The organism is Proteiniborus sp. MB09-C3 (assembly GCF_030263895.1).
Lineage (GTDB): Bacteria > Bacillota > Clostridia > Tissierellales > Proteiniboraceae > Proteiniborus.
Window position 1 is genome coordinate 3,621,598 of sequence record NZ_CP127161.1, and the last position, 20,911, is coordinate 3,642,508.

General features: G+C 31.8%; 18 protein-coding genes and 1 riboswitch. Of the genes, 6 read left to right on the top strand and 12 right to left on the bottom strand.

What is annotated here, in order from left to right:
• Positions 1-27 precede the first annotated feature (27 nt).
• A riboswitch (purine riboswitch) is annotated at positions 28-129 on the bottom strand.
• A gap of 75 nt (positions 130-204) precedes the next feature.
• The 3 genes from QO263_RS17775 to QO263_RS17785 all read right to left on the bottom strand — a co-directional run bounded on the left by QO263_RS17775 (position 205) and on the right by QO263_RS17785 (position 5,110).
• Entirely contained in the window at positions 205-1,611 is a 1,407-nt protein-coding gene (locus tag QO263_RS17775) for an MATE family efflux transporter (RefSeq protein ID WP_285624379.1), read from the bottom strand.
• A gap of 231 nt (positions 1,612-1,842) precedes the next feature.
• Complete coding sequence (locus QO263_RS17780; protein ID WP_285624381.1) at positions 1,843-3,855, bottom strand: helix-turn-helix domain-containing protein; 2,013 nt, start codon at positions 3,853-3,855, stop codon at positions 1,843-1,845.
• 58 nt (positions 3,856-3,913) lie between these two features.
• Positions 3,914-5,110 (bottom strand): patatin-like phospholipase family protein, encoded by a 1,197-nt coding sequence (locus QO263_RS17785; RefSeq protein WP_285624383.1) that lies wholly within the window; start codon positions 5,108-5,110, stop codon positions 3,914-3,916.
• A 613-nt stretch (positions 5,111-5,723) separates the two neighbouring features.
• Between QO263_RS17785 and QO263_RS17790 the strand changes: the two genes are divergently transcribed.
• The 4 genes from QO263_RS17790 to QO263_RS17805 all read left to right on the top strand — a co-directional run bounded on the left by QO263_RS17790 (position 5,724) and on the right by QO263_RS17805 (position 10,242).
• On the top strand, positions 5,724-6,578 hold the full coding sequence (locus QO263_RS17790) for an FAD binding domain-containing protein (RefSeq protein ID WP_285624386.1): 855 nt from the start codon (positions 5,724-5,726) through the stop codon (positions 6,576-6,578).
• A 1-nt stretch (position 6,579) separates the two neighbouring features.
• Positions 6,580-7,110 (top strand): (2Fe-2S)-binding protein, encoded by a 531-nt coding sequence (locus QO263_RS17795; RefSeq protein WP_285624389.1) that lies wholly within the window; start codon positions 6,580-6,582, stop codon positions 7,108-7,110.
• On the top strand, positions 7,110-9,482 hold the full coding sequence (locus tag QO263_RS17800) for a xanthine dehydrogenase family protein molybdopterin-binding subunit (protein WP_285624391.1): 2,373 nt from the start codon (positions 7,110-7,112) through the stop codon (positions 9,480-9,482). Before QO263_RS17795 ends, QO263_RS17800 begins: the two co-directional genes overlap by 1 nt.
• A 106-nt stretch (positions 9,483-9,588) precedes the next feature.
• Positions 9,589-10,242: a nucleotidyltransferase family protein gene (locus QO263_RS17805; RefSeq protein ID WP_285624394.1), complete on the top strand. Its 654-nt coding sequence runs from the start codon at positions 9,589-9,591 to the stop codon at positions 10,240-10,242.
• Between the two features lie 202 nt (positions 10,243-10,444).
• Here QO263_RS17805 and QO263_RS17810 read toward each other — a convergent pair whose 3' ends face one another.
• From QO263_RS17810 to QO263_RS17845, 8 genes are all read right to left on the bottom strand, one after another.
• The gene (locus tag QO263_RS17810) at positions 10,445-11,071 is read right to left on the bottom strand and encodes a hypothetical protein (protein WP_285624396.1); all 627 of its coding nucleotides are present in this window, start codon (positions 11,069-11,071) and stop codon (positions 10,445-10,447) included.
• The gene (locus QO263_RS17815) at positions 11,034-12,200 is read right to left on the bottom strand and encodes an ABC transporter permease (protein WP_285624399.1); all 1,167 of its coding nucleotides are present in this window, start codon (positions 12,198-12,200) and stop codon (positions 11,034-11,036) included. The genes QO263_RS17810 and QO263_RS17815 overlap by 38 nt, the downstream gene beginning before the upstream one ends.
• Before the next feature lie 6 nt (positions 12,201-12,206).
• Positions 12,207-13,061, bottom strand: coding sequence for an ABC transporter ATP-binding protein (locus QO263_RS17820; protein ID WP_285624402.1), 855 nt, complete (start codon positions 13,059-13,061; stop codon positions 12,207-12,209).
• The gene (locus QO263_RS17825) at positions 13,051-13,356 is read right to left on the bottom strand and encodes a hypothetical protein (protein WP_285624405.1); all 306 of its coding nucleotides are present in this window, start codon (positions 13,354-13,356) and stop codon (positions 13,051-13,053) included. Before QO263_RS17825 ends, QO263_RS17820 begins: the two co-directional genes overlap by 11 nt.
• A gap of 21 nt (positions 13,357-13,377) precedes the next feature.
• Positions 13,378-13,890: an RNA polymerase sigma factor gene (locus tag QO263_RS17830; RefSeq protein ID WP_285624408.1), complete on the bottom strand. Its 513-nt coding sequence runs from the start codon at positions 13,888-13,890 to the stop codon at positions 13,378-13,380.
• Between the two features lie 112 nt (positions 13,891-14,002).
• Positions 14,003-14,746 carry a hypothetical protein gene (locus tag QO263_RS17835; RefSeq protein WP_285624410.1) on the bottom strand — a complete coding sequence of 248 codons (744 nt, stop codon included), beginning with the start codon at positions 14,744-14,746 and terminating at the stop codon, positions 14,003-14,005.
• Complete coding sequence (locus tag QO263_RS17840; protein WP_285624412.1) at positions 14,739-16,907, bottom strand: M1 family aminopeptidase; 2,169 nt, start codon at positions 16,905-16,907, stop codon at positions 14,739-14,741. Before QO263_RS17840 ends, QO263_RS17835 begins: the two co-directional genes overlap by 8 nt.
• A complete protein-coding gene (locus QO263_RS17845; protein WP_285624415.1) occupies positions 16,894-17,787 on the bottom strand; it encodes an ABC transporter ATP-binding protein in 894 nt (297 codons plus the stop codon). The genes QO263_RS17840 and QO263_RS17845 overlap by 14 nt, the downstream gene beginning before the upstream one ends.
• Before the next feature lie 133 nt (positions 17,788-17,920).
• Here QO263_RS17845 and QO263_RS17850 point away from each other — a divergent pair, with 133 nt between their 5' ends.
• Positions 17,921-18,448: a helix-turn-helix domain-containing protein gene (locus QO263_RS17850; protein ID WP_285624417.1), complete on the top strand. Its 528-nt coding sequence runs from the start codon at positions 17,921-17,923 to the stop codon at positions 18,446-18,448.
• A complete protein-coding gene (locus QO263_RS17855) occupies positions 18,391-19,287 on the top strand; it encodes an IS3 family transposase (protein ID WP_285629346.1) in 897 nt (298 codons plus the stop codon). Before QO263_RS17850 ends, QO263_RS17855 begins: the two co-directional genes overlap by 58 nt.
• A 59-nt stretch (positions 19,288-19,346) precedes the next feature.
• On the opposite strand, the gene QO263_RS17860 is transcribed toward QO263_RS17855, so the two are convergent.
• Positions 19,347-20,678 (bottom strand): sigma-54 interaction domain-containing protein, encoded by a 1,332-nt coding sequence (locus tag QO263_RS17860; RefSeq protein WP_285624419.1) that lies wholly within the window; start codon positions 20,676-20,678, stop codon positions 19,347-19,349.
• Positions 20,679-20,911: the final 233 nt, after the last annotated feature.

Genomic DNA, 20,911 nt, shown 5'->3' on the forward strand with positions numbered 1-20,911 from the left:
GACAAATGCTAATAAGCACCTCGGAACCCTAGGTACACTTTCATCCATAGTCAAGTGATTTACGGTCACTTGGTAGAAACTTCCCAGCCATATTCTGAGATTTATATGGGCATCTATTAATTTGTTTTATCTTACAACACAATGGTAACAGTAAAAATTAAATTAGTCAATATATTTAAAAAATTTTAATTTCCATATTTTATACTAGCCTTCATAAACAGGCATCTGGCATACTTTTTTCGTAGTAACCTTTTTCTTCTTTTCCTCTACCTTTTTATTAATTCTCACTCGTTCTCTTCTAATTAAGAAATATGAAGTTATAGTTGATATTATATCAGATATAGGATATGAAATCCAAGCACCAATAGCTCCAAGTTTTAGAACTCCAACGAATAATACTGAAAGTGGAATAAACAATAATAGCTGTCTGTATATTGAAAGCAAGAAAGATGTTTTTGCTTTTCCTATAGCTTGGAAATAATATATGGATACATAGTACAAGCTTATTATAGGGAATACAGATATCATTATTCTGAAAGCTTTAACTGACTCAGCTATAATATGCTTATCCTTTACGAAAACAGATATGATTTGCTTTGCAAATATCAATGCTCCCGCCCATAATATAATCGAAGTTATGAATGCTACTATAATAGATTCTCTAATGACTTTTCTTAATCTGGTATATTCTCCAGCTCCAGAATTATAGGCTGCTATAGGCTGCATGGCAGAGCTTATCCCGATTATGGTAATGAACATAAACATAAAAACCTTGGATATTACACCAGATACTATAACTCCTATATCTCCTACATTGTTAAGCAGCAGGTTATTTAATACTGCCAGTGCTAATCCATCCTCTGCCTCTATTATAAATGCAGCGAACCCAATCATAATAATTGATTTAGCTATTTTTCTATTGATATTAAACCCAATCTTTATCTTGAGAACCTTATTAGCCTTGACAAAATTGTACAGCATATAAGTAAAGGCTAAAATTTGAGACGCTACTGTGGCTATTGCTGCACCTTTTACTCCAAGATTAAATGACACTACAAGAATATAATCTACTATTATATTTGTTGTTGCTCCAATGAAATTGCTTGTGAGTAATACTCTTCTATTTCCCAAGGACATTAAAATATATCCGATTACCACAGTAAAGCATTGAAAAATAGATCCCATAAGTATTATAGAAAGATAATCATTGGCATATGGAAGAACTACGCTACTTGCTCCTAAAAACACTAGCAGCTTCTCTTTAAAAATAAATATTGATATTATAAGCAGAAAAGTAAGTACCATAGCTAAGCTTAAGGCGTTCCTTATATACAATCTTAAATTATCATAATCTTTTTCTCCATTGCTTCTAGCAACAGAAGTTGAAGTACCTATGGCTAATAGCATGCCAACTGCTGCTATTATACGTTGAATCGGGAATACTACCACAAGAGCTCCTATTGCATTTGCTCCTATTTCTCTACCTACAAATATTGTATCCACCATATTGTAAAGCTCAGCTACCAGTAAAGATACTATAGCTGGCACCGAAAATTTAAATAATAATTTACTAACTTTTTCTTTTGAAAAGGCTTCATCATTCAAGCCCATAAATATTACCTCCTTTTATGACCTAACCCGATTTTCTGAGTGCTTTTATCAAGAAATTGATGGTAGGTCAAATGCAACGAACACCAAAAATAAAAAAAGCTCCATAATATTATGTTAATCTTAATAGAGCTTTTTTTCATTCACTTGGATATCTACTTTAAGGTACTTATTTATGGTCTTTGTATTTGTGCTTTTATGGAAAATTCATAGAATTGTACGTTGATTACATTATTAATGTACTTTTTTAAACTCTAAAAGAACTGTACCATTCCTATTTATTGAAATAATTTTATTAGAAAAAGTACTTTTCTTTATGCTGCTAAATGTGGTTTCAGGAAAAGATATTCTTTTTAAGAGCTCTATTTCATCATCCCCTAATCTTTTAGGTCTTCCCATTGCAATCCAATATCCATAAGAAGAACCTTTATTTTCACTGATTTCATATTTTGCTATTCTATAGTTATTGGGTATATTCATAAAATTAAGTGAAAATTTTCTTTTTAAATTACTCTTATTATCATTCACATCATATAATAAAATCTGTATATTTTCATTTTCTTCTGTTATTATGAAGCCTTCTCCTTGCTTTATTAAGTTCTTGCCTAGTTTTGACAGAAAATAATATCCATAATAAGAAGGTTTCCTTATTCCATTTTGGGTAACTATCCCTAAATCACCAAAAAACAGTTCATTGTCTTGCTTGGTTTCTTTATGTGGAGTATCAAAAGCCTTCAGTATTATATCCTCACGAACAGAAATACAGTTTTGAATAATATGTGTCACTATATTACAAGTATCATATGCATTATCAGGCTCAAACGCCTGCTTAGACTTTATATCAAAGTTTATTATTTGCTCCTCTAATATTATTTCATCTGCAACTAGACTGATTCCCATGCCTTCATTAAAAGCATATCTCCACTCAGACATCTTGTTACCATACTTATTGTAAAAGTAATCTGTAAACTTTAATAATAGATTCTTTAGTATATCCTGTTCTTCTATATCTAATATTGTGATTATTGGTATTAAATCTACTTTATGAAAGTAATCCAATATTTTCTCTATGCTTCTCCAGTTGATGAAGTCCGAATTCTTGCCTATATACACACCCATTTCTTCACTAATTAGATTACTTATTATGCCATATTTAAATCCTATATTTTTTTGTATATCAACTACTATTAACATATTATCCTCTATAAGAAGGTTCATTGCATCTCCTAAGTCTATAATATCTATAGAATTAATATCTATATCACCTTCTGAGATAGATAAATCCACATCTATTGTTTCTATTCTGTCTTCAATGTTAAAACGGCTATAGTCCTCTAAGTATTGCGAAGCCATGTCTAGACCTTCTCTAAGGTCAAAATAAGTAAACTGCTTCATTTTCTCAAGCTTATCATCATCGACTTTATATTTTTTTCTATACTGCATAGGAGTAACTTTATAATGCTTTTTAAAGTGTTTATTATAGTATCTGACATGAGAAAATCCAACTTCCTCGGATATTTCTGATATATTCATCTCCGTGTCTAATAAAAGCTTAGTGGATTCCATTACTCTAACAAAATTCAAAAAATCGTTGAAGGTATATCCAAAGGTGTTCTTTATTTTATAGGATAAATATTGAGTGCTTAGAAATTCATTTCTTGCTATGTCCTGTAAGCTAACCTTTTCCATATAGTTGTTGCTAATGTATTTTGCTATACGGTGATATCTTTCAAGTTGGACATCATCACCCTTTAAGCTTTCCTCATCATAAAATAGGTAATGGAAGTGATTCAGTAAATGATATAAAAGCTCTAAAAGTGATTCCCTAACTACATCATCATAATCATCATGCTTTTCAGTTACTTCACATAATAGCTGTGAAAGATAATTTCTGAGAACATAATACTCTTCTTTTTCTTGTATCCCTTCTTCTGAGGAATTAGTATAAAAAAATACATTTTCTATATCATTATAGTATTTTTTAAGGAACTTAGGATCAATCTCAAACACTAAAACCCTGTTATCCTTATCACTGCTCCTAATGCTATGGACCTCATTGATGTTTATTATCTCTATTTCCTTTTCCTCTACTATGTATGTTTCATTTTCTATAGTTACGTTAATGCTGCCTTTAAGCACGAAAAGGATCTCTATTGAATCATGCCAATGTAATGGATATCCTAGTATATTTACTAGAGATACACTTATAGGTACATTGGTCATGTATTCTACGAATTCTTTTCTCATTTTATTTTCCTCGCTCTTTGTGTAGTTGTACTTTAATATTATTATAGCATATTACAATTCATCTAAATATCTCAAACACTATTTCATCAATTATAGGTTCTTTGGCAGCCTTTGATAAGATTTCATTTTGCTTTATAAACTTTGGTATTTTATTTCTTGGCTTTCGTTTAAATATTTCATAGTTATCTATTGCCCTAGTATAAAATTCGTCATATTTATACATTTTAAATTTCTCAAGCTCGCATTTTTTAGCTATTTCCTCAACTAAAGCAATGACTAGATCCTCGTAGCTTATATCCTTGTCTAATTTTAAAAGCTCTATTAATCTGGGAATTATGAATTCCAGCAGCATCCTTCTATAGGGAATGTTTTCTATTCCTAAAATGCTCCCTATTCTTAGCACCTTTCTTTCACCAATATCTAAAAGATAATTCAAAAAGAATTCCTCATCATTTTTGGGCTCCAAATAATACTTTCTTCCTTTTAAATTTTTAAATATCTTTATAGTGTCATAGTATCCAAGCTGGAGATTTCTTCTTGCACCCCTATTGGTAAAGTCTAATGTATGGCACAGCTTTTCAGAAGGCTCTATATATGTTACCTCTAAATCCTTTTCCTTAACCTTTCTTACCCTTCCTACTGCATAAAGCCTTATGGCAATAATATTTCTATAGCCCTTTTCATATAGAAGCTTTATAGGAAGATTATCAAAAAAGCTTCCATCTATGAATAGCTTTCCATCTACCTTTTCAAGCTTAAAAGCAGGATGGTAAGCGCTAGCCATTATATAATCTGTTATCTTGCCTTCTGGGATGTCTTCTTTGAAAAGCTCCATTGGCTTCTTGTCTGTCAATGATACTGTAACTATTCCGAAATCCATATTAGACTGTCTAAGCTTTTTTTCATCTATATTTTCATCTAAGAGATTTCTTATATTTTGCGTATCAAATCCTTTGTTCTTAATGATTTTTATTAGCTTTCCTGCAAGCCTAGGAACATCCTTAGTTTTTATATCCATATTCATAATTTTTTTAAAATCCCTGTCATTTACATCAAGAACATCTGAAGGAGTTATATCATACCAAAGCTCATAAGCTTTTTCTAGATCGCCCTGTACAATCATTGCTCCGTTTATGGCACCAATAGATGTGCCTACTACCCCATCTATTTCTATACCTAATTCCTTTAAAGCCATACATGCTCCTATTTCATAAGAACCCTTGGCCCCTCCTCCTTCTAAGACAAGTCCAAGCATAATGTTACCTCCTAAAAGTTTTAACAGTGTTTTACATCTTAACTAAATCTTCTGTTTATATAATAGTATAAAAATTTTTCATTTTATTCTACATTTTTTTATAAAGTAGCATATTATAAATAACCTTGACTATTTATATATTAATACATACAATCTTGTTCAAAAACCTATAACTTGCTACTATACGTTTATTGCTAATGACACATTATATTTAATGTTTGGTTCTGCTCACTTATTTCTCTCATATTAGTAAAACATCACATACTGACAGTGCCTTATTTATAAACTATTCATATATAAGATTCTTAGCTTATTTAATATAATTATTATAAGGATAGATTTCCAATATTTGTATTGAAAAAATCTATATCATTTCAACTAATTATAGATTATCTAAATCTAAATACCCTTCCCATTGAATAATGTTTGCATAAAGGGGTATTTATCAAAGAAAGCAAATTTCTATAAGTATTTTTCTTTATCTTACAAAACACTTATAAATCCAGCATCAGTAGATAAAAAAATAATCTATGTATTTCTCATACATTATAAAGCCATCAATTCATGCATTTGCATTGAATATAATAATAATAATAAAATAAGGAGGTTAGCTATGTTAAGTAAATTTGATTATGTTAAACCACAAACTCTAGAAGAAGCATTAGATTACTTAAAGAGCAATCCTGGTACTAAGGTTTTTGCTGGAGGAACTGACTTAATGATAGTCCTACGCCGCAATATTGAGTTAGTCAATCATATTCTAGATATCAAAGGTATTGCTGAACTAAATCGTATTGAATACAAACCAGGTGAAGGACTATTTATTGGAGCTGCAGTTACTGTAAATGAAGTTTGCCAATCAGAAATTGTCCGTGAAAAATACGAAGCTTTAGGACAAGCAGCAGATAGTGTAGCTTCATATCAATTGAGAAATCGTGCAACCTTAGTAGGAAATATCTGCAATGCATCTCCAGGTGCTGATTTATCTTCTCCTCTTTTAGTATATAATGCTAAGGTTCATATTGCTGGCCCAGAAGGTGAGCGTATAGTAGATATTGATAAGTTCTTCACAGGTGTAAAGAAAACGGTTGTTCAAAAAGATGAAATTGTAACAGGTGTGTCACTTCCAGATGTTCAAGAAGGAGATATGAGCACATATAATAAGCAAGCCCGTATCAAGGGACATGATTTAGGTATAGCTGGCGTATCAGTGCGTATAACATCTGATAAAAAGGTTTTTATAGCTATGTCAGCAGTGGCTCCTACCCCAATAAGACTTACTAAGCTTGAAGAAGCTCTTGTTACAAAAGACTTAACACCTGAAACTGCTACTTGGCTTAGTAAGGAAGTAGCTAATCACATAAACCCAATTTCAGATGTCCGTTCTTCAGCAGAATACCGTCTACATATATCTGGTATTCTTGCTAAAAAAGGATTGTTAAAGCTTATTGAAAAGGGGGTTAATTAGTATGTGCGACAAACATAATGGAAATTGCTTTGAGTATACTATATCAGGTATGCCACCTGTGCCTCTAAACTGTGTAGTAAACGGTGAAGATGTTCACAAAATGGTAGACCCTACAATGACTTTGCTTCAATTTCTACACAATGAACTAAAGCTTTTTGGTACTAAGGAAGGCTGTGGTGAAGGTGAATGTGGAGCTTGTACTATTATAATGAATGGAAAAACTGTAAACTCTTGTATTGTATTAGCAATTGAAGCAGAAGATGCAAACATACTTACAGTTGAAGGTTTAGCTGAAGGTAATGAGCTTTCTATTCTTCAGCAAGAATTTATCAAGTACGATGCTCTTCAATGTGGTTTCTGTACACCAGGAATGCTAATGTCAGCACGTGAACTACTTGATAGAAATTCCGATCCAAGCGAAAAAGAAATTAAAGAAGCTCTTGCTGGTAACTTCTGTCGTTGCACAGGATATGTTCCAATTATCAATGCAGTTAAAGCTGCGGCAAAAAGGGAAAGAGAGGAGTTGAAATAATGAGCGATAAACAATATAAGCATATTGGTAAACCTTATGATAGAAAAGAAGCACAAGAAAAGGTAACAGGTCAGGCAGTCTATGTACATGACATGGAGCTTCCGGGAATGCTTTATGCAAAGTGCTTGCATTCTCCATATGCTCATGCTGAGATCGTATCTATTGATACTTCTGAAGCAAAGGCACTTCCTGGAGTTAAAGCAGTTATTACAGGAGATGATGCTCCTTATTTAGTTGGCTTGTACATGGTAGACAAGAATGTAATAGCAAGAAGAAGAGTAAGATATCAAGGTGAAATCGTTGCAGCTGTTGCTGCTGAAAACGAAGTAATCGCAGAACGTGCAATATCACTAATCAAGGTTGAATATAAAGAATTGCCTGTTGTCCATACTATAGATGAATCCTTAGAAGGGAAAATATTACTTCACGAAAATCTTCATACTTATGAGCATATGGAAGGCGTTTTCTTCCCTAAAGCTCATACAAATATAGCAAGCTGGAATAGAACTAAGAAAGGTGACGTAAATAAAGGATTTGAGGAAGCAGATTTTATATTTGAGGATGAATTTTCTGTACCAGCAGTAGCACACGTCCCTATGGAGACTCACGTAACTATTGCTCAAGCAGATCCATATTCAAATAAGGTTAAAATATGGTCTTCAGCACAATCTCCCTTTGCAGTACGTCAGCTTTTAGCTAAATCTCTAGGTATATCTAAAAGCGATGTCCATGTTGTTGTACCATATATCGGCGGTGGCTTTGGAGGTAAGGCTGGTATTCACCTTGAACCACTAGTAACAGTTCTGTCAAGAGCAGCTAAAGGCCGTCCTGTTAAACTAAAAGCTACTCGTGAAGAAGAATTCAACCTACTGCCTACTCGTGCAGGTATGAGAAGTAGATTCAAAACTGGAGTTAAGAAAGATGGTACTATTACATCTATGATAGTTTATCATGACTGGGATAGTGGTGCATATGCAGACTATGCTGTAAACGTTGGTAAAACAGCTGTTTATTCTGGAGCAGGACCATATGTAATACCTAATATAGAGTTGCATTCTCGTACATTATATACAAACAAGGTATTCAGTACTGCATACCGTGGATTTGGTCACCTAGAAACTCACTGGGCAGTTGAAAGACATATGGATATCATAGCACAAAAATTAGGAATAGATCCATACGACTTCAGAATGAAAAATCTACTTCATCCAGGAACAACTACTATAAGTGGTGAATTGATATATGATACTACTGGAAGTCCAAAGGCCTGCTTAGACGCAGTTGCAAAAGAAATAGGTTGGACAGGACGTAAATCAGAAGAAGAGCGTCTAGCTGAATTAAAAACTGGTAAGATTCGCGGCAAAGGATTTGCAATGCTGCAAAAAGCTCCTGCTATGCCAAGCAATACCTCTACTTCTGCAATCATGCAAATGAATGAGGATGGACATGTAAAGGTTATGATTGGCGCTGTAGATATGGGGCAAGGTGCTAATACTATAATGGCACAGGTAGCGGCTGAAGAGCTACGTATACCTATAGAAGACGTTGAAGTAGTATGGAATGTCGATACTGACAAGCATCCATATGATTGGAATACAGTTGCTTCTAAATACACATTCATGGGTGGTAATGCTGTTAGAAAAGCTGCAAGAAATATGGTTAACCAAATGAAAGAAGTAGCCGCTCAAGTCTTAAGATGTCATCCAGACGAGTTAACTCATGGTGATGGGTATATTTATCACATACATCAAACCCATAGACGTATTCCATACACTAAGCTAGCAATGGGTTATGCTTATGAAAATGGAAACGGTATAGGCGGACCAGTAATCTCTCATGGAATATATATGGCAAGCGGTTTAACAAATCCACATCCTGAAACAGGGCAAGGCAGACCAGGTCTAGTATGGACCTTTGGCGCTCATGGTGTAGAGGTAGAAGTAGACGTAGAAACCGGAGAAGTTCATGTAATAAAAATTGCCTCTGCCTTTGACATAGGACAATGTATAAATAAAAAATTAGTTGATGGTCAAGTATTTGGAGGTGTTATCCAAGGAATAGGATCTGCACTGGTTGAAGGATACAAATTCAGTCCAAATGGTAAGCTACTTAATCCTTCATTTACTGATAATAAGATACCTACAGCTAAGGATATTCCTGATGAGATCATACCAATATATATAGAAAATCCTGAATCAGCTCAAGTAGATGGTCCTTATGGTGCTCGTGGCATAGGAGAACATCCAATGATATCAGTGCCTTCTGCAATAGGAAATGCTCTTTATGATGCACTAGGAATTAACTTCCATAGGTTACCACTATCTCCTGAAAACGTAGCTTTAGCTATTTCAAATAGTAAAAAAGATGAATAAATAATTAGAATTAATATACACTAAACTCCACCTCAGTCAGAGTGTACACTCTGACTGAGGTCTCCATATTTATTCCTCAGCTATAAATAAATTGGAGGTAATTTAAATGAATAAAATTGTAGTAGAAAACAAGGACTTAAAAAAAGATTTAGCAGTTATCATATTAGCAGCAGGCTATTCGTCAAGAATGAAACTATTTAAGCCATTATTGCCCTTAGGCCATTCTACAGTCATAGAATATTCCATAGATGGATTTAAAGAAGCTGGTTTTGAAAATATTATTGTAGTAGTAGGTTTTCAAGCTAAAAAATTGATACCTATATTGGAGCATAAAGGTGTAAGGTGGATATATAATGAAAGATATGAAGAAGGCATGTACTCATCAATTGTTGCTGGAGTAAAATCTCTTTCTTCTCATGTAAAAGGCTTCTTTTTATTACCTGCTGATATTCCTCTTGTAAAAAACGAAACAGTTGATAGCCTTGTTGAGGGCTACAAGCAAAGTAAAAAGAGTATTATATATCCTTCCTTTTCAAAAAGACGTGGTCATCCTCCTCTAATCTCATCCTGCTTGTTTTCAGAAATCGTTAAATATGATGGATCAGGAGGACTTAAAGCCTTGCTTAAAAAGTACGAGGATCAGGCTTATTATGTTGAAGTAGAAGATGAAGGTGTCGTTATAGATATTGATACTTACGAGGATTATTTAAAGCTGCGTGCTAAGTTTGAATGCCAATTGCAAGCATACGATACTTTATAAGAATATCGAACTATTAATTTTTCTTGATTAGAATTCACTGAAAAACCATAATTAATAAAATTGAGAGCATAATTTCTGTATAATATAACAATATAGAATTTATGCTTTTATGCTGTAGAAAACTAAACTTAATCTATGAACTAGTGTGGCATCTTTTAAATCTAGTATATAGAATTCAAAGCTACTATAAACACTTCATTTTTTAGGCTTCTTTTTTTATAGTCGAAAGAAATAATAATACGAGGGTAATTGCCATAGAAAATAGAGCTATTTTACCTATATAATTTCCTTCAAGCATTCCAAATAAATAGAAGCTTTTTGTAATCTTACCCTTCGAAAACATTTCAAAGAAATAATAAATGAATGGCATTAAAACACCAACAGATATTTCTTCAGTCATATATCCTAATATCATTCCAATGACTCCTAAGTAAAAAGATGTTACAAAGCTTCCAAATAAAATATTAATTACATTAAAATCTCCTCCTGAAAGCTTCAAAGTGATAAATGCAATGGATAATAATAAAAATAATTGTATTGAGGCAATGATTATTCTATAGAGAATAATCCTCCAATATGAATATATTTTTGAATATGTTATTTCACTCACTCCATAATCATGCTCAATCAATGCTATCCTAACAAATAAAATTATTCCAATTGGAGATAGGAGCTGTTCTCCAATAAAGGCCATTGTATTTTCCGACAAATCGCTTTTATCTATCATTAAATAAATAGCCCCTATGTACACTAAAGCTAAAGCTACAATATTAAATGAAACTATCTTTACATTATTGTAAAATACCTTTTTTTCTAAAGCTAAATCCATTATTTATATCCCCTCTCTTTCTGTCCCATAGCTTTATAGCTACAAATAATAATACTAAGGAAAATACAGTAAACAAAATTCTGTTTAAATATATATACTTAATAAAGGGCTGAAATTGAGAGTAAGGAATTACTCTATTGAACCTTATAAAATATTTTGTAGGCTGAACCCCTTGTGGTGTTAAAGGAGTCATACTATGCAACCAATAGAAAAACTGAACAATAATAGGCACTATTCCATTATCAAATATAAGCTGAAGCACATAGCTCAGAGAAGTTATAAACATAATAGTAGGAATAATCCATAATATAGAATATTTAAAGAAAGCAGTATAGGAAATGTTATCTCCTGTCAACATTGAAAAGTCATGAAACTGCCATGTTGCGTGGCCTGCTACTATAAATACTATTAATGATGTCACCAGTATATTGGCTAAATATTTACCTAGTATATATTTATAGGATGAAACACTGGTAGTATATATAAGCTCATTTGAATTATATCTCTTGTCCTTTGTAAGAGTAAAAGCAGTTACAAATACAGTAAAAAATCCTATACTAATTCCTATATAGTCAGCAAAAATTCTTCCATAGGCACCAGTTACTTTATCTTCTTTAAGAATAGTGTTGTAAAGCTCCATATCTTCATTGCTAGTCCTAGTACGCATGAAAGACGAAAAATTATTTTCTTCACTATATATAGTATTTCCTCCTAAGGCTTTGTCGACTTTTTCTATAAAAGCATCATATTCTTGGTTAAATTGAAAATTTGTCTTTTCCATTTCTTCTATTGCCATGGCTAAAATTTGTCTTTGTTCTTCATTTATCTTTTCATAGGACATATTTATTCCTTTAATCCTTAAAATGCTTTCCAGCTCATAATCGGCCTTCATGCTTTTATAAGTATACTCTATAAGTTCTTCTAGGGTGGCGCTATTATAGCTCTGTTCTTCTCCAGAAGTATTCTCATTACTATAATTGACTCTAGGAGGTGCAGGCTTTATACCGTCAACTTTCATATCACATATAAATTGAGTATAATAAAATAGAAATATAGATACTATTAAAATCAATATACTCAAGCTTTTAAGCTGTTCTTTAACTTCTTTTATAAATATCTTTCTAAACATCTATATCTATACCTCCTTTATTAGTCTCATATATGCGTCCTCTAAGGTTGGAGAAGCAGCAAATGCATTTATTGAAGGTTTTTCCTTTGATAATAGTCTTAAGGAAACTTTATTGCCATCTACTATGGATGAGATAACATTATACTTGTCCATATATTGTTCATATTTCTCGAAATCCACAGTCAAATCCCACACATATCCTTCTGCATTTTTAATTACATCTTTTACTGTACCATTATAAACAAGCCTTCCTTTATTAAGAATGGATAGACTTTTGCAGCTTAAAGCAATATCTTCAACGATATGAGTAGATAATAGCACAGTTTTTGTCTTTCCAAATTGAGAAAGCATGTTCCTCACTCTTATTCTTTCCTCAGGATCAAGACCTGCTGTAGGCTCATCTACAATTAATACTTCTGGATCTCCCACTATTGCTACAGCAATACCAAGCCTCCTTTTCATTCCCCCTGAAAGAGCCTTCGTCTTTACCTTCCACAAATCTTGAAGATTTACTATTTCTAGTCTATTTAGTGCAACCTTTTTACTTAGATTTATATTAGAAAGAGAAGCAAAATAATCTAAGGTTTCATAAACTGTGAAATTAGGGTAAAAGGAAAATTCCTGTGGAAGATATCCTACTATCCTTCGTATTTCTTTTTTATTCTCTACTTTTATATTATTATAATAGACTTCTCCAGATGTCTTAGGTAATAATGTAGATAAGATTCTAATAAAGGTCGTCTTTCCTGCTCCATTAGGTCCTAAAAGACCATGAATTCCTTCATCAAAGGTAATACTTATATTATCTAAGGCTCTACAAGAGCTATAGTCCTTTGTCAATTCTCTAATCTCAATTTTCAAGATAAATCCTCCTTTTAGCTTCGACAAAGCTTAAATATTCATATATCTGAACACCAAATAAAAACGCTGATACACATGCAATTAACCACCTCATACTAAGTCCTAATACAAAATACAATATTAAGCTCATAAGAGCTAGGCTTCCAAATATTAGGCAGGATAATTTTATTTCTATGCTTCTTAAAAGCTTCTTATTTGCTTTTGCTTTTTCTAATTGGTATCGGTCATATTCCTGTATCTTCACCTTTCTCCATACTTCACTTAAATACTGACGGCTATTTTCATCAGATATCATAGGTTATACCTCCCTTTAACTTTACTTTTCAGCATATGAAGCCTTTAATTCCTTTCTTGCTCTAAAAATAGTGACTTTCACCTTGGCTAGGCTTATTCCCAATACCTCTGCAATCTCCTTATAGGACATTTGCTGAAATGCATATAAATAGAGTACATTTTTTTGTTCTTCATTTAATTTACTAAAGCTTTTCATAAATTTCTCTTTCTTTTCTTTATTTATAACAATTTCCTCAGGAGAAATAGTGGAAGCAACATCATAATTGCTATAAATGCTTTTATTGTTTTTTCTGATATAGTCTACAGACTTATTATGTATTATAGAAAATAAATAAGATTTCAATGTGCTGTAGCTTTTTAGCCTTTCTCTATATACGTAAAATGTAGCAAAGCTATCTTGTACAATATCCTCTGCTAAATAATAATCCTTAAGTATATTCAATGCAAAATTAACAGCTTCTTTTCTATGCATAAGGATGAATTCTTCAAATATCTCTTCATTTCCATCTTTTAATAGCTGTAACTGTTCATCCACCTTTCCACCTCCTTTTTTAGTCCAGCAAAGATATGGATTGTTTTCTATTTCACTATTGACATTTCTTAGCTGGACTATGTTTTTCTATAATCTTGCTATATAAAAAGATCCATTATTCTTTTACTGTTCTCACACATGTATAGGTTAAAAATACAACTCCTAAAAGTACAAATACAAGTCTAGTATGTATAAAGGAGCTTGATAGATTAAATGGTACAGATTCCATCGTTCTCCCTAAAAGTTCTGTAAATGTACATATCCTGAAATAATGGGTCCCAAAAATGTCTAACCAATCTGGAAGAATATTTGATGTATCAATAGTACCCAATAAAAATGCAACAGGAATCAATCCATATAAAAATTTTATACTAATTTTTCCTAGAATCATACTCAATCCTAGAAAAAATATGAAAGCAGGAATAAAAAACCATAATATAAACTTTGTAAAGCTAGCAAAGCCAACATAATTAAACAAGCCCTTATAATATATAAAGCTCATAACAATAGGAACTAATGCTGTCAGTACAAAGGTAATAGCTATTGTAAGGATTTTCAACATATAGTATCTGCTTTGAGATATTGGAGCTGAGAATAATATCTTCCTTGCCCTCAGCTCCTTTTCATCAAAAATATTTGTCATCATAAATATGATAACACTTATTACTGCGGGTAAAATTAATTGAATAAAAAAAGTATAGGTCCATTCTGAAAATGGAGCAGTACCATAATATCCTCCTGTTACTAACCTAGTTAAGAAATCATAGGTCATTCCCATAATTAGAAGAATCATGTAAAAATACTTTTTTGATATAATAACCCTTCTAATTTCATATTTTAACAAAGTAATATTATTCAATTTCCATAGCCTCCTCTGAAATATTCATTTCCTTTAGGAATTCATCGAAGGTTAAGTTTCTTAGCAAGTAACTATTATAAACTTTTCCTAATCCTTTTAAAAATTCCTCTTCTCCTAAAGCTTCTTCCGCTCTTAATAGTTTTATAGGCATTAAATAATATAACTCGCTCTGGAGCTTTTCCATTTCTAATGATCTTCTATATTTCTCGTTTACTTTATCCAGCATTTCACTATTGTTTATATAATAATAATTTTTTAGCTCTCTTACACGACTTTCCCATCTGCTTAGAAACACTTTAGATTCCATGTCTCCGAATTTACTTTGTATATATTTATAAGAAGAATACTGGGCAAGCCCTTCACATGACCAAGGACTATCTTCTACTACATCAACTCCTGTTCCCCACCATTGATGTGCCATTTCGTGAGCAATAATACTTATATCAGTCATAAGTACATCCATGCTCAGACCCATATATTGAATGTTTTCACTTTCTATTAATGAATACATACTCTTATCCCGATTCAACATATTTTCAGAAATAGTTATAACATTTTCCGATGAATGTCCTCCTCGCTTATATAAAGCAACTTCTGCAATCTTTAAAGGATATATATCTGAATAATACTGTCCAATATTTTCAGTATAATATTTCATTATGTCTTTTATATGCTCTTCTATCTTCATGTTTTCCACATATTCTTCATGCCTAGGAGAATAATAAAATTCTACATTCATATTTTCAAAAGCAATCTGAGATTTTTTATATTTACCTGCAAATGCTCCAATATCTGATGTATGGGACTCGTACTCAAACATCCACTTTTTCATACCGTCTATTGTCTCTACATCTGTAAGTATTCCTGGTACCACCATAGTTAAATAATCTGGTGCAGAATAATATCCAGAAATCCTTATGGAATCTCCATCTTTAACTAAAGGTCTGAAAATCCAATTGGAGTTTTCAAGCAAATAAATACTGTCTTTAGAAATATATCCTGGCATACCTCTGCCTACACCATTCTTATCAGACTTAATTTTTCCTCCATAGGAAATGCTTATTTCTACTTTCTCTGTATTAGGTATAGGTATTTCAATAATATTTTCATATTTATCTGCTGTATATTCCATTTCTTTTCCATTAGCTTTTATAGAATCGATTTTTAAACCTTCATTAGTGTTAAACTTTATTAGGTCAGAGCCTTTATTTATGAAATTGTATATGACTTCACCATTCATTTCTCCTTTTTCATTGTTAAAAACGATTTTAGGGATAAGGCCAGTTAAACAAACTTTTTCATCAATAACTGTATCAAAATTCCCGACCAGCTCCATAGTATATGGTTCTTTTATGTAAGTGAAGCCACTTCCCAGAATAGCAGCTATAACTAATAGTACCAAGCCTCTGTTTTTTATATTAACTAAAAATGAGTTTCCTATATTAAGCTCATATCTTCTTTTAAACAACAATCCTATACAAAATATTGATATACAAGCAAAGAACCATAATATTCTATTATAAAGAATCGTATTTCCTACAGGCTGTATTCCTGCAAAATCAGATATAATATCTATGTTAGTCTGTACCCAAGTAAATAAGTAGTTGTTAGAAGTCAAACTCTTAGCAAAAAATACTCCCAAGGTTATAAAGCTTATATCTAAGCTATCTGTTAAAAGGTATAACCCACTTATTATTAATGTGGAAAATAAAAGTGATGGAAAAAATACTACAAAATAATTAAATAGATAATAAGAAATATTAATTGGAATGCCATATGTAAACTTCTGCATAGCCATAACAACTATCATTCCAAGTAAGGTAACTAAAAGCTCATAAAAAACTATGGACAGAATGCGAATAACCATTAATTTATAATAGCTCTGATTTGACTCAATAATAGCTTTACTTCTTTTCCTTTTATCTTTATCCAATGTCAATACAGTAAACAAACCAAATAACAGAGAACATATTGAAGCTCCAAACTTAGCTGACCCAAAGGAAATAGTTGAAGAAGACCTTTTTATATAAAACAAATCAAAATCATTGGACATATTTAATGAATTGATACCTATAGTCATGATAATGCAAGCTACAATAATTAAAAGTATCATTCCCTTAGACTTTAGCATGAATTTGATTTCGTTTTTAAGCAAGGACATATTCATCCTCCTCCAACATGCAGTAAATATACGCATCTTCTAATGAAGGAACTATTTCTTCAAAGGATGAATGTAGATTTTTAGATACAACTCTATATTTAGTGCCATTAGGAGTTATGACTGTAGAGGTAATCTTAAACTCTCCTTGCAGTTCCCTTTCTAAAAATTTCTCTTTATCATTATTTGAAATCTCTATAGTCCCCACATGGCCTATAGCTTTTTTAACTAATGCGCTAGGCTCTCCAGTAAAGAGTATTCTGCCTTTATTTATAACGATAATTAAATTGCATATGGATTCCACATCCTCAATAATATGTGTAGATAATATGACTATTTTATTAATTGAGTCCTCAGAAAAAAGATTTCTAAATTTAATTCTTTCTTCAGGGTCAAGTCCTACAGTTGGCTCATCAACTATAAGTAGCTCAGGATTATTTAGCATTGCCTGGGCAATTCCAACTCTTTGCTTTTGTCCTCCAGAAAGAGTTTTTATCTTAAGCTTTTTCATTTCCTTTAAATTAGTCATTACTAGGACTCTTTCAATTTCTTCCTTCTTATTTTCTTTTATTCCTTTTAATGAAGCCATGTAATCTAAATATTCTTCCACCTTTAATTCTTCATATAAGCCAAAGTCCTGAGGTAAGTATCCAAGTCTTTCCTTCAAATATTTTTCTCTTTTATTTAGTGGAGCTCCATCTATTACAACATTTCCTTCTGTAGCTATAAGTTGTCCCACTAAGATTTTCATAAGAGTGCTCTTTCCAGCTCCATTTGGACCTACAAGTCCAATCATAGCAGGAGTATTAATAGTTAGGTCTACATTATTTAAAGCCCTTACATTTTTATATTTTTTACTAAGATTTTGTATTTTTATTTCCATTTCATCCCCTCCAATATATATTCGAGAAAAAGATGAAAAAGTTACAAATAAAATAAAAAAAGACAAGGGGACATTTGTGAAGTGCACCCCAAAAGTTAGACAATAAAATTAACTTTTGGAGGTGCATTTTTAAATGAGCAAATATAATAAAAAAGATAAAATTAAAGCTATCAGATTAATTCAAAACGAAAATTATTCAATAAGAGCTGTTTCAAAAGAACTAGGTATTTCTAAATCTACCATTGCAAGATGGTGGAATAGCTATGATATTCATGGAGAAGCTAGCTTTTCTATGAATCCTAGAAAATATACTGGTGAATTTAAAATAGAAGTAGTAAAATATATGCATAATAACCATCTATCCCTAGACCAGGTATCTGCCCTGTTTGGAATACCAGGTACAACTACTGTTCAAAATTGGGAACGCATATATAATGAGGAAGGAGAAGTTGGTCTTTTAACTGAAAGACGTGGAAGATCACAAAAACAAGGTATGAAAAAAGATAAAAATGAAATAAATATGGACTCCTTAGATAAGGCTACAGAAGATAAATTAATATTAGAAATTAAAAAGCTTAAAGCAGAGGTTGCCTACTTAAAAAAATCTATAGCCTTAAAGGAAGAAAAAATGAGCTTAAAAACAAAGAAAAAGCACAGGTAGTAAACTCTTTAAGGCATGAACACGATCTAAATACCCTGCTAGAAGTTGCAGGATTAAAAAGGTCAACATTTTACTACCATATAAAAAGATTCGACATACCAGATAAATATGAAAAAATTAAAGAAAAGATAAAAGAAATATATGATAGCAGTAAAGGTAGATACGGCTATAGAAGAATAACTATGTCCCTAAATAGCTTTGGCTTTGTAATTAATCACAAAACTGTACAAAAACTTATGAAAGAACTAAATATCATATGCCAAGTGAGAATGAAAAAATATAAATCCTATAAAGGTGAAGTAGGAGAAGCAGCACCAAACCTATTGAAGAGAGATTTCTCAGCAGAAAAACCTAATCAAAAGTGGGTTACAGACATAACAGAGTTCTCACTATTCGGGGAAAAATTATACCTATCACCAATACTAGATTTGTTTAACGGAGAGATCATTAGTTATTCTATTACAAGTAGACCACACTTCGGGCAAGTAATGGAGATGCTTGATATTGCATTTGAAAAGCATAAAAACTTAGAAGGTTTAACATTTCACTCAGATCAAGGGTGGCAATACAGACACAAAAGATACAGTTATCGATTAAAACAACTAGGAATAAAGCAAAGTATGTCCAGAAAAGGAAACTGTTTGGACAATTCAGTAATTGAAAACTTTTTTGGTTTGTTAAAATCAGAATTACTATATCTTCAAAAATTTGATGATACAGATCACTTTAAGAGAGAACTAATAGATTACATAGAGTGGTATAATAAATACAGAATAAAGACCAAACTAAAAGGATTAAGCCCTATCCAATATAGAGCTCAATCCTTATCAGTAGCTTAATTCAAAATGTCCAACTTTTTGGGGTCAGATCAGAAACGTCCCCTTGTCTTACCCTTGTCTTATAAGTTATACTTCTTAAATTTACGAACTACTGTTGAATGATCAACTCCAATGGCTTCTGCCATTTGTCTTGTACTTGAAAATAAATCTTTCACATTACATAGATATTCTTTTTCTGTGTGTTCCATATATTCCTTCAATTTGTACTTTGACATCTCTTCTCTATTCACATTATTACTAGAAGGGAAATCCAAAGTATTTCCTTGACTCAATATCACCATTTTTTCTATCATATTCTTTAACTCACGAACATTTCCCGGCCAATCATACTGCTGTAATTGAATTAGTGTATCTACTTCTAGCTTTTTTGCAATTCCATATTTACTTGTATATCGCTTTAAGAAATGTACAGCTAAGGGAATAATATCAGCTTGTCTCTCTCGTAAAGGCGGAATATTAATAGTCACAACACTTAATCTATAATATAAATCTTCTCTAAACTTATTCCTCAGAATTTGTTCTTTAATATTTTGATTTGTTGCTGCAATAATTCGAGTATCAATAGGAATCTCTTCTACACTACCTATAGGTGAATATACTCTGTTCTCTAAAACTCGCAAAAGCTTTACCTGCAAATATTGAGGTAGTTCACCAATCTCATCTAAAAAGAGAGTTCCGTTTTGTGCATAATGAAGAATTCCTTTCTTTCCTTCTTTTAATCCTCCTGTAAAACTTCCTGGTGTGTAACCAAATAGCTCAGACTCCATAAGTTCACCAGGTATTGCTCCGCAATTTAATGTAATAAAACGATTATTGGCTCTTGGACTTTTTTTATGAATATAGCTAGCAATAACGTCCTTACCAACTCCAGTCTCACCTAAAATTAATACACTTGCATCTACTTTGCTTACTGTTTTAGCCAAATTGATAACCTGCATCATTTCTGGAGAATTAGCTATAATTTCTTGATCGCCACATTCTATATCATGTGACGAAGGAGTAAATTTTTTGTTTACTTCCGTTAATTTTTGATTTAAATTAACATAACTAGAAATATCCCTAACATTGGTAACTGTATACTTTAATTCACCATTTTCTGAATAAATAGGTCTTGAAACAGTAATAATCTCTACCCCATTTTTTTCATGATGTATATGAGTATATGTACGTCGGTATTTAATACAGGATAAACAACTAGATTGAGTAATAATTCCCTTTGATACGTATTCATCAATATTATGGCCTAAAATAGATTTATCTAATTTGGTCATAACTAAATAGCTTGCATTTACGTATAAAATTCTTCCCTCTGCATCACTAATCATTATCCCATCATTGCTCTCATCTATGCATTTTATCATATCTTCGTTTGTAATAAAGTTGTTTTTCATTGATTCTCTCCCTTTCAAAAAACAAAAGTTACAAAATTAACAAAGTTAGACGCTTATACTCATAGTTTAATAATACCACCACAATGTTTAATGTTAAAGCAATATAATAATAAAGATTAGTATAAGAAAAGATTATCTGACACTAATCTTTATTATTATATGATGAATTTGCAAATAATTCTTAATATCCAAATTTTCTTATCATCTCTACAGTATGTATAGAAATTTCTGAA

What these genes read in the sequence shown, in the direction of transcription:
- QO263_RS17805 (WP_285624394.1), top strand. Translation starts at nt 9,589, where the DNA reads ATGAATAAAATTGTAGTAGAAAACAAGGACTTAAAAAAAGATTTAGCA.
- QO263_RS17785 (WP_285624383.1), bottom strand. Translation starts at nt 5,110, where the DNA reads ATGCTTGGACTTGTCTTAGAAGGAGGAGGGGCCAAGGGTTCTTATGAA.
- QO263_RS17860 (WP_285624419.1), bottom strand. Translation starts at nt 20,678, where the DNA reads ATGAAAAACAACTTTATTACAAACGAAGATATGATAAAATGCATAGAT.
- QO263_RS17775 (WP_285624379.1), bottom strand. Translation starts at nt 1,611, where the DNA reads ATGGGCTTGAATGATGAAGCCTTTTCAAAAGAAAAAGTTAGTAAATTA.
- QO263_RS17825 (WP_285624405.1), bottom strand. Translation starts at nt 13,356, where the DNA reads ATGATATCTGATGAAAATAGCCGTCAGTATTTAAGTGAAGTATGGAGA.
- QO263_RS17780 (WP_285624381.1), bottom strand. Translation starts at nt 3,855, where the DNA reads ATGAGAAAAGAATTCGTAGAATACATGACCAATGTACCTATAAGTGTA.
- QO263_RS17800 (WP_285624391.1), top strand. Translation starts at nt 7,110, where the DNA reads ATGAGCGATAAACAATATAAGCATATTGGTAAACCTTATGATAGAAAA.
- QO263_RS17850 (WP_285624417.1), top strand. Translation starts at nt 17,921, where the DNA reads ATGAGCAAATATAATAAAAAAGATAAAATTAAAGCTATCAGATTAATT.
- QO263_RS17795 (WP_285624389.1), top strand. Translation starts at nt 6,580, where the DNA reads ATGTGCGACAAACATAATGGAAATTGCTTTGAGTATACTATATCAGGT.
- QO263_RS17845 (WP_285624415.1), bottom strand. Translation starts at nt 17,787, where the DNA reads ATGGAAATAAAAATACAAAATCTTAGTAAAAAATATAAAAATGTAAGG.
- QO263_RS17815 (WP_285624399.1), bottom strand. Translation starts at nt 12,200, where the DNA reads ATGTTTAGAAAGATATTTATAAAAGAAGTTAAAGAACAGCTTAAAAGC.
- QO263_RS17810 (WP_285624396.1), bottom strand. Translation starts at nt 11,071, where the DNA reads ATGGATTTAGCTTTAGAAAAAAAGGTATTTTACAATAATGTAAAGATA.
- QO263_RS17790 (WP_285624386.1), top strand. Translation starts at nt 5,724, where the DNA reads ATGTTAAGTAAATTTGATTATGTTAAACCACAAACTCTAGAAGAAGCA.
- QO263_RS17840 (WP_285624412.1), bottom strand. Translation starts at nt 16,907, where the DNA reads ATGTCCTTGCTTAAAAACGAAATCAAATTCATGCTAAAGTCTAAGGGA.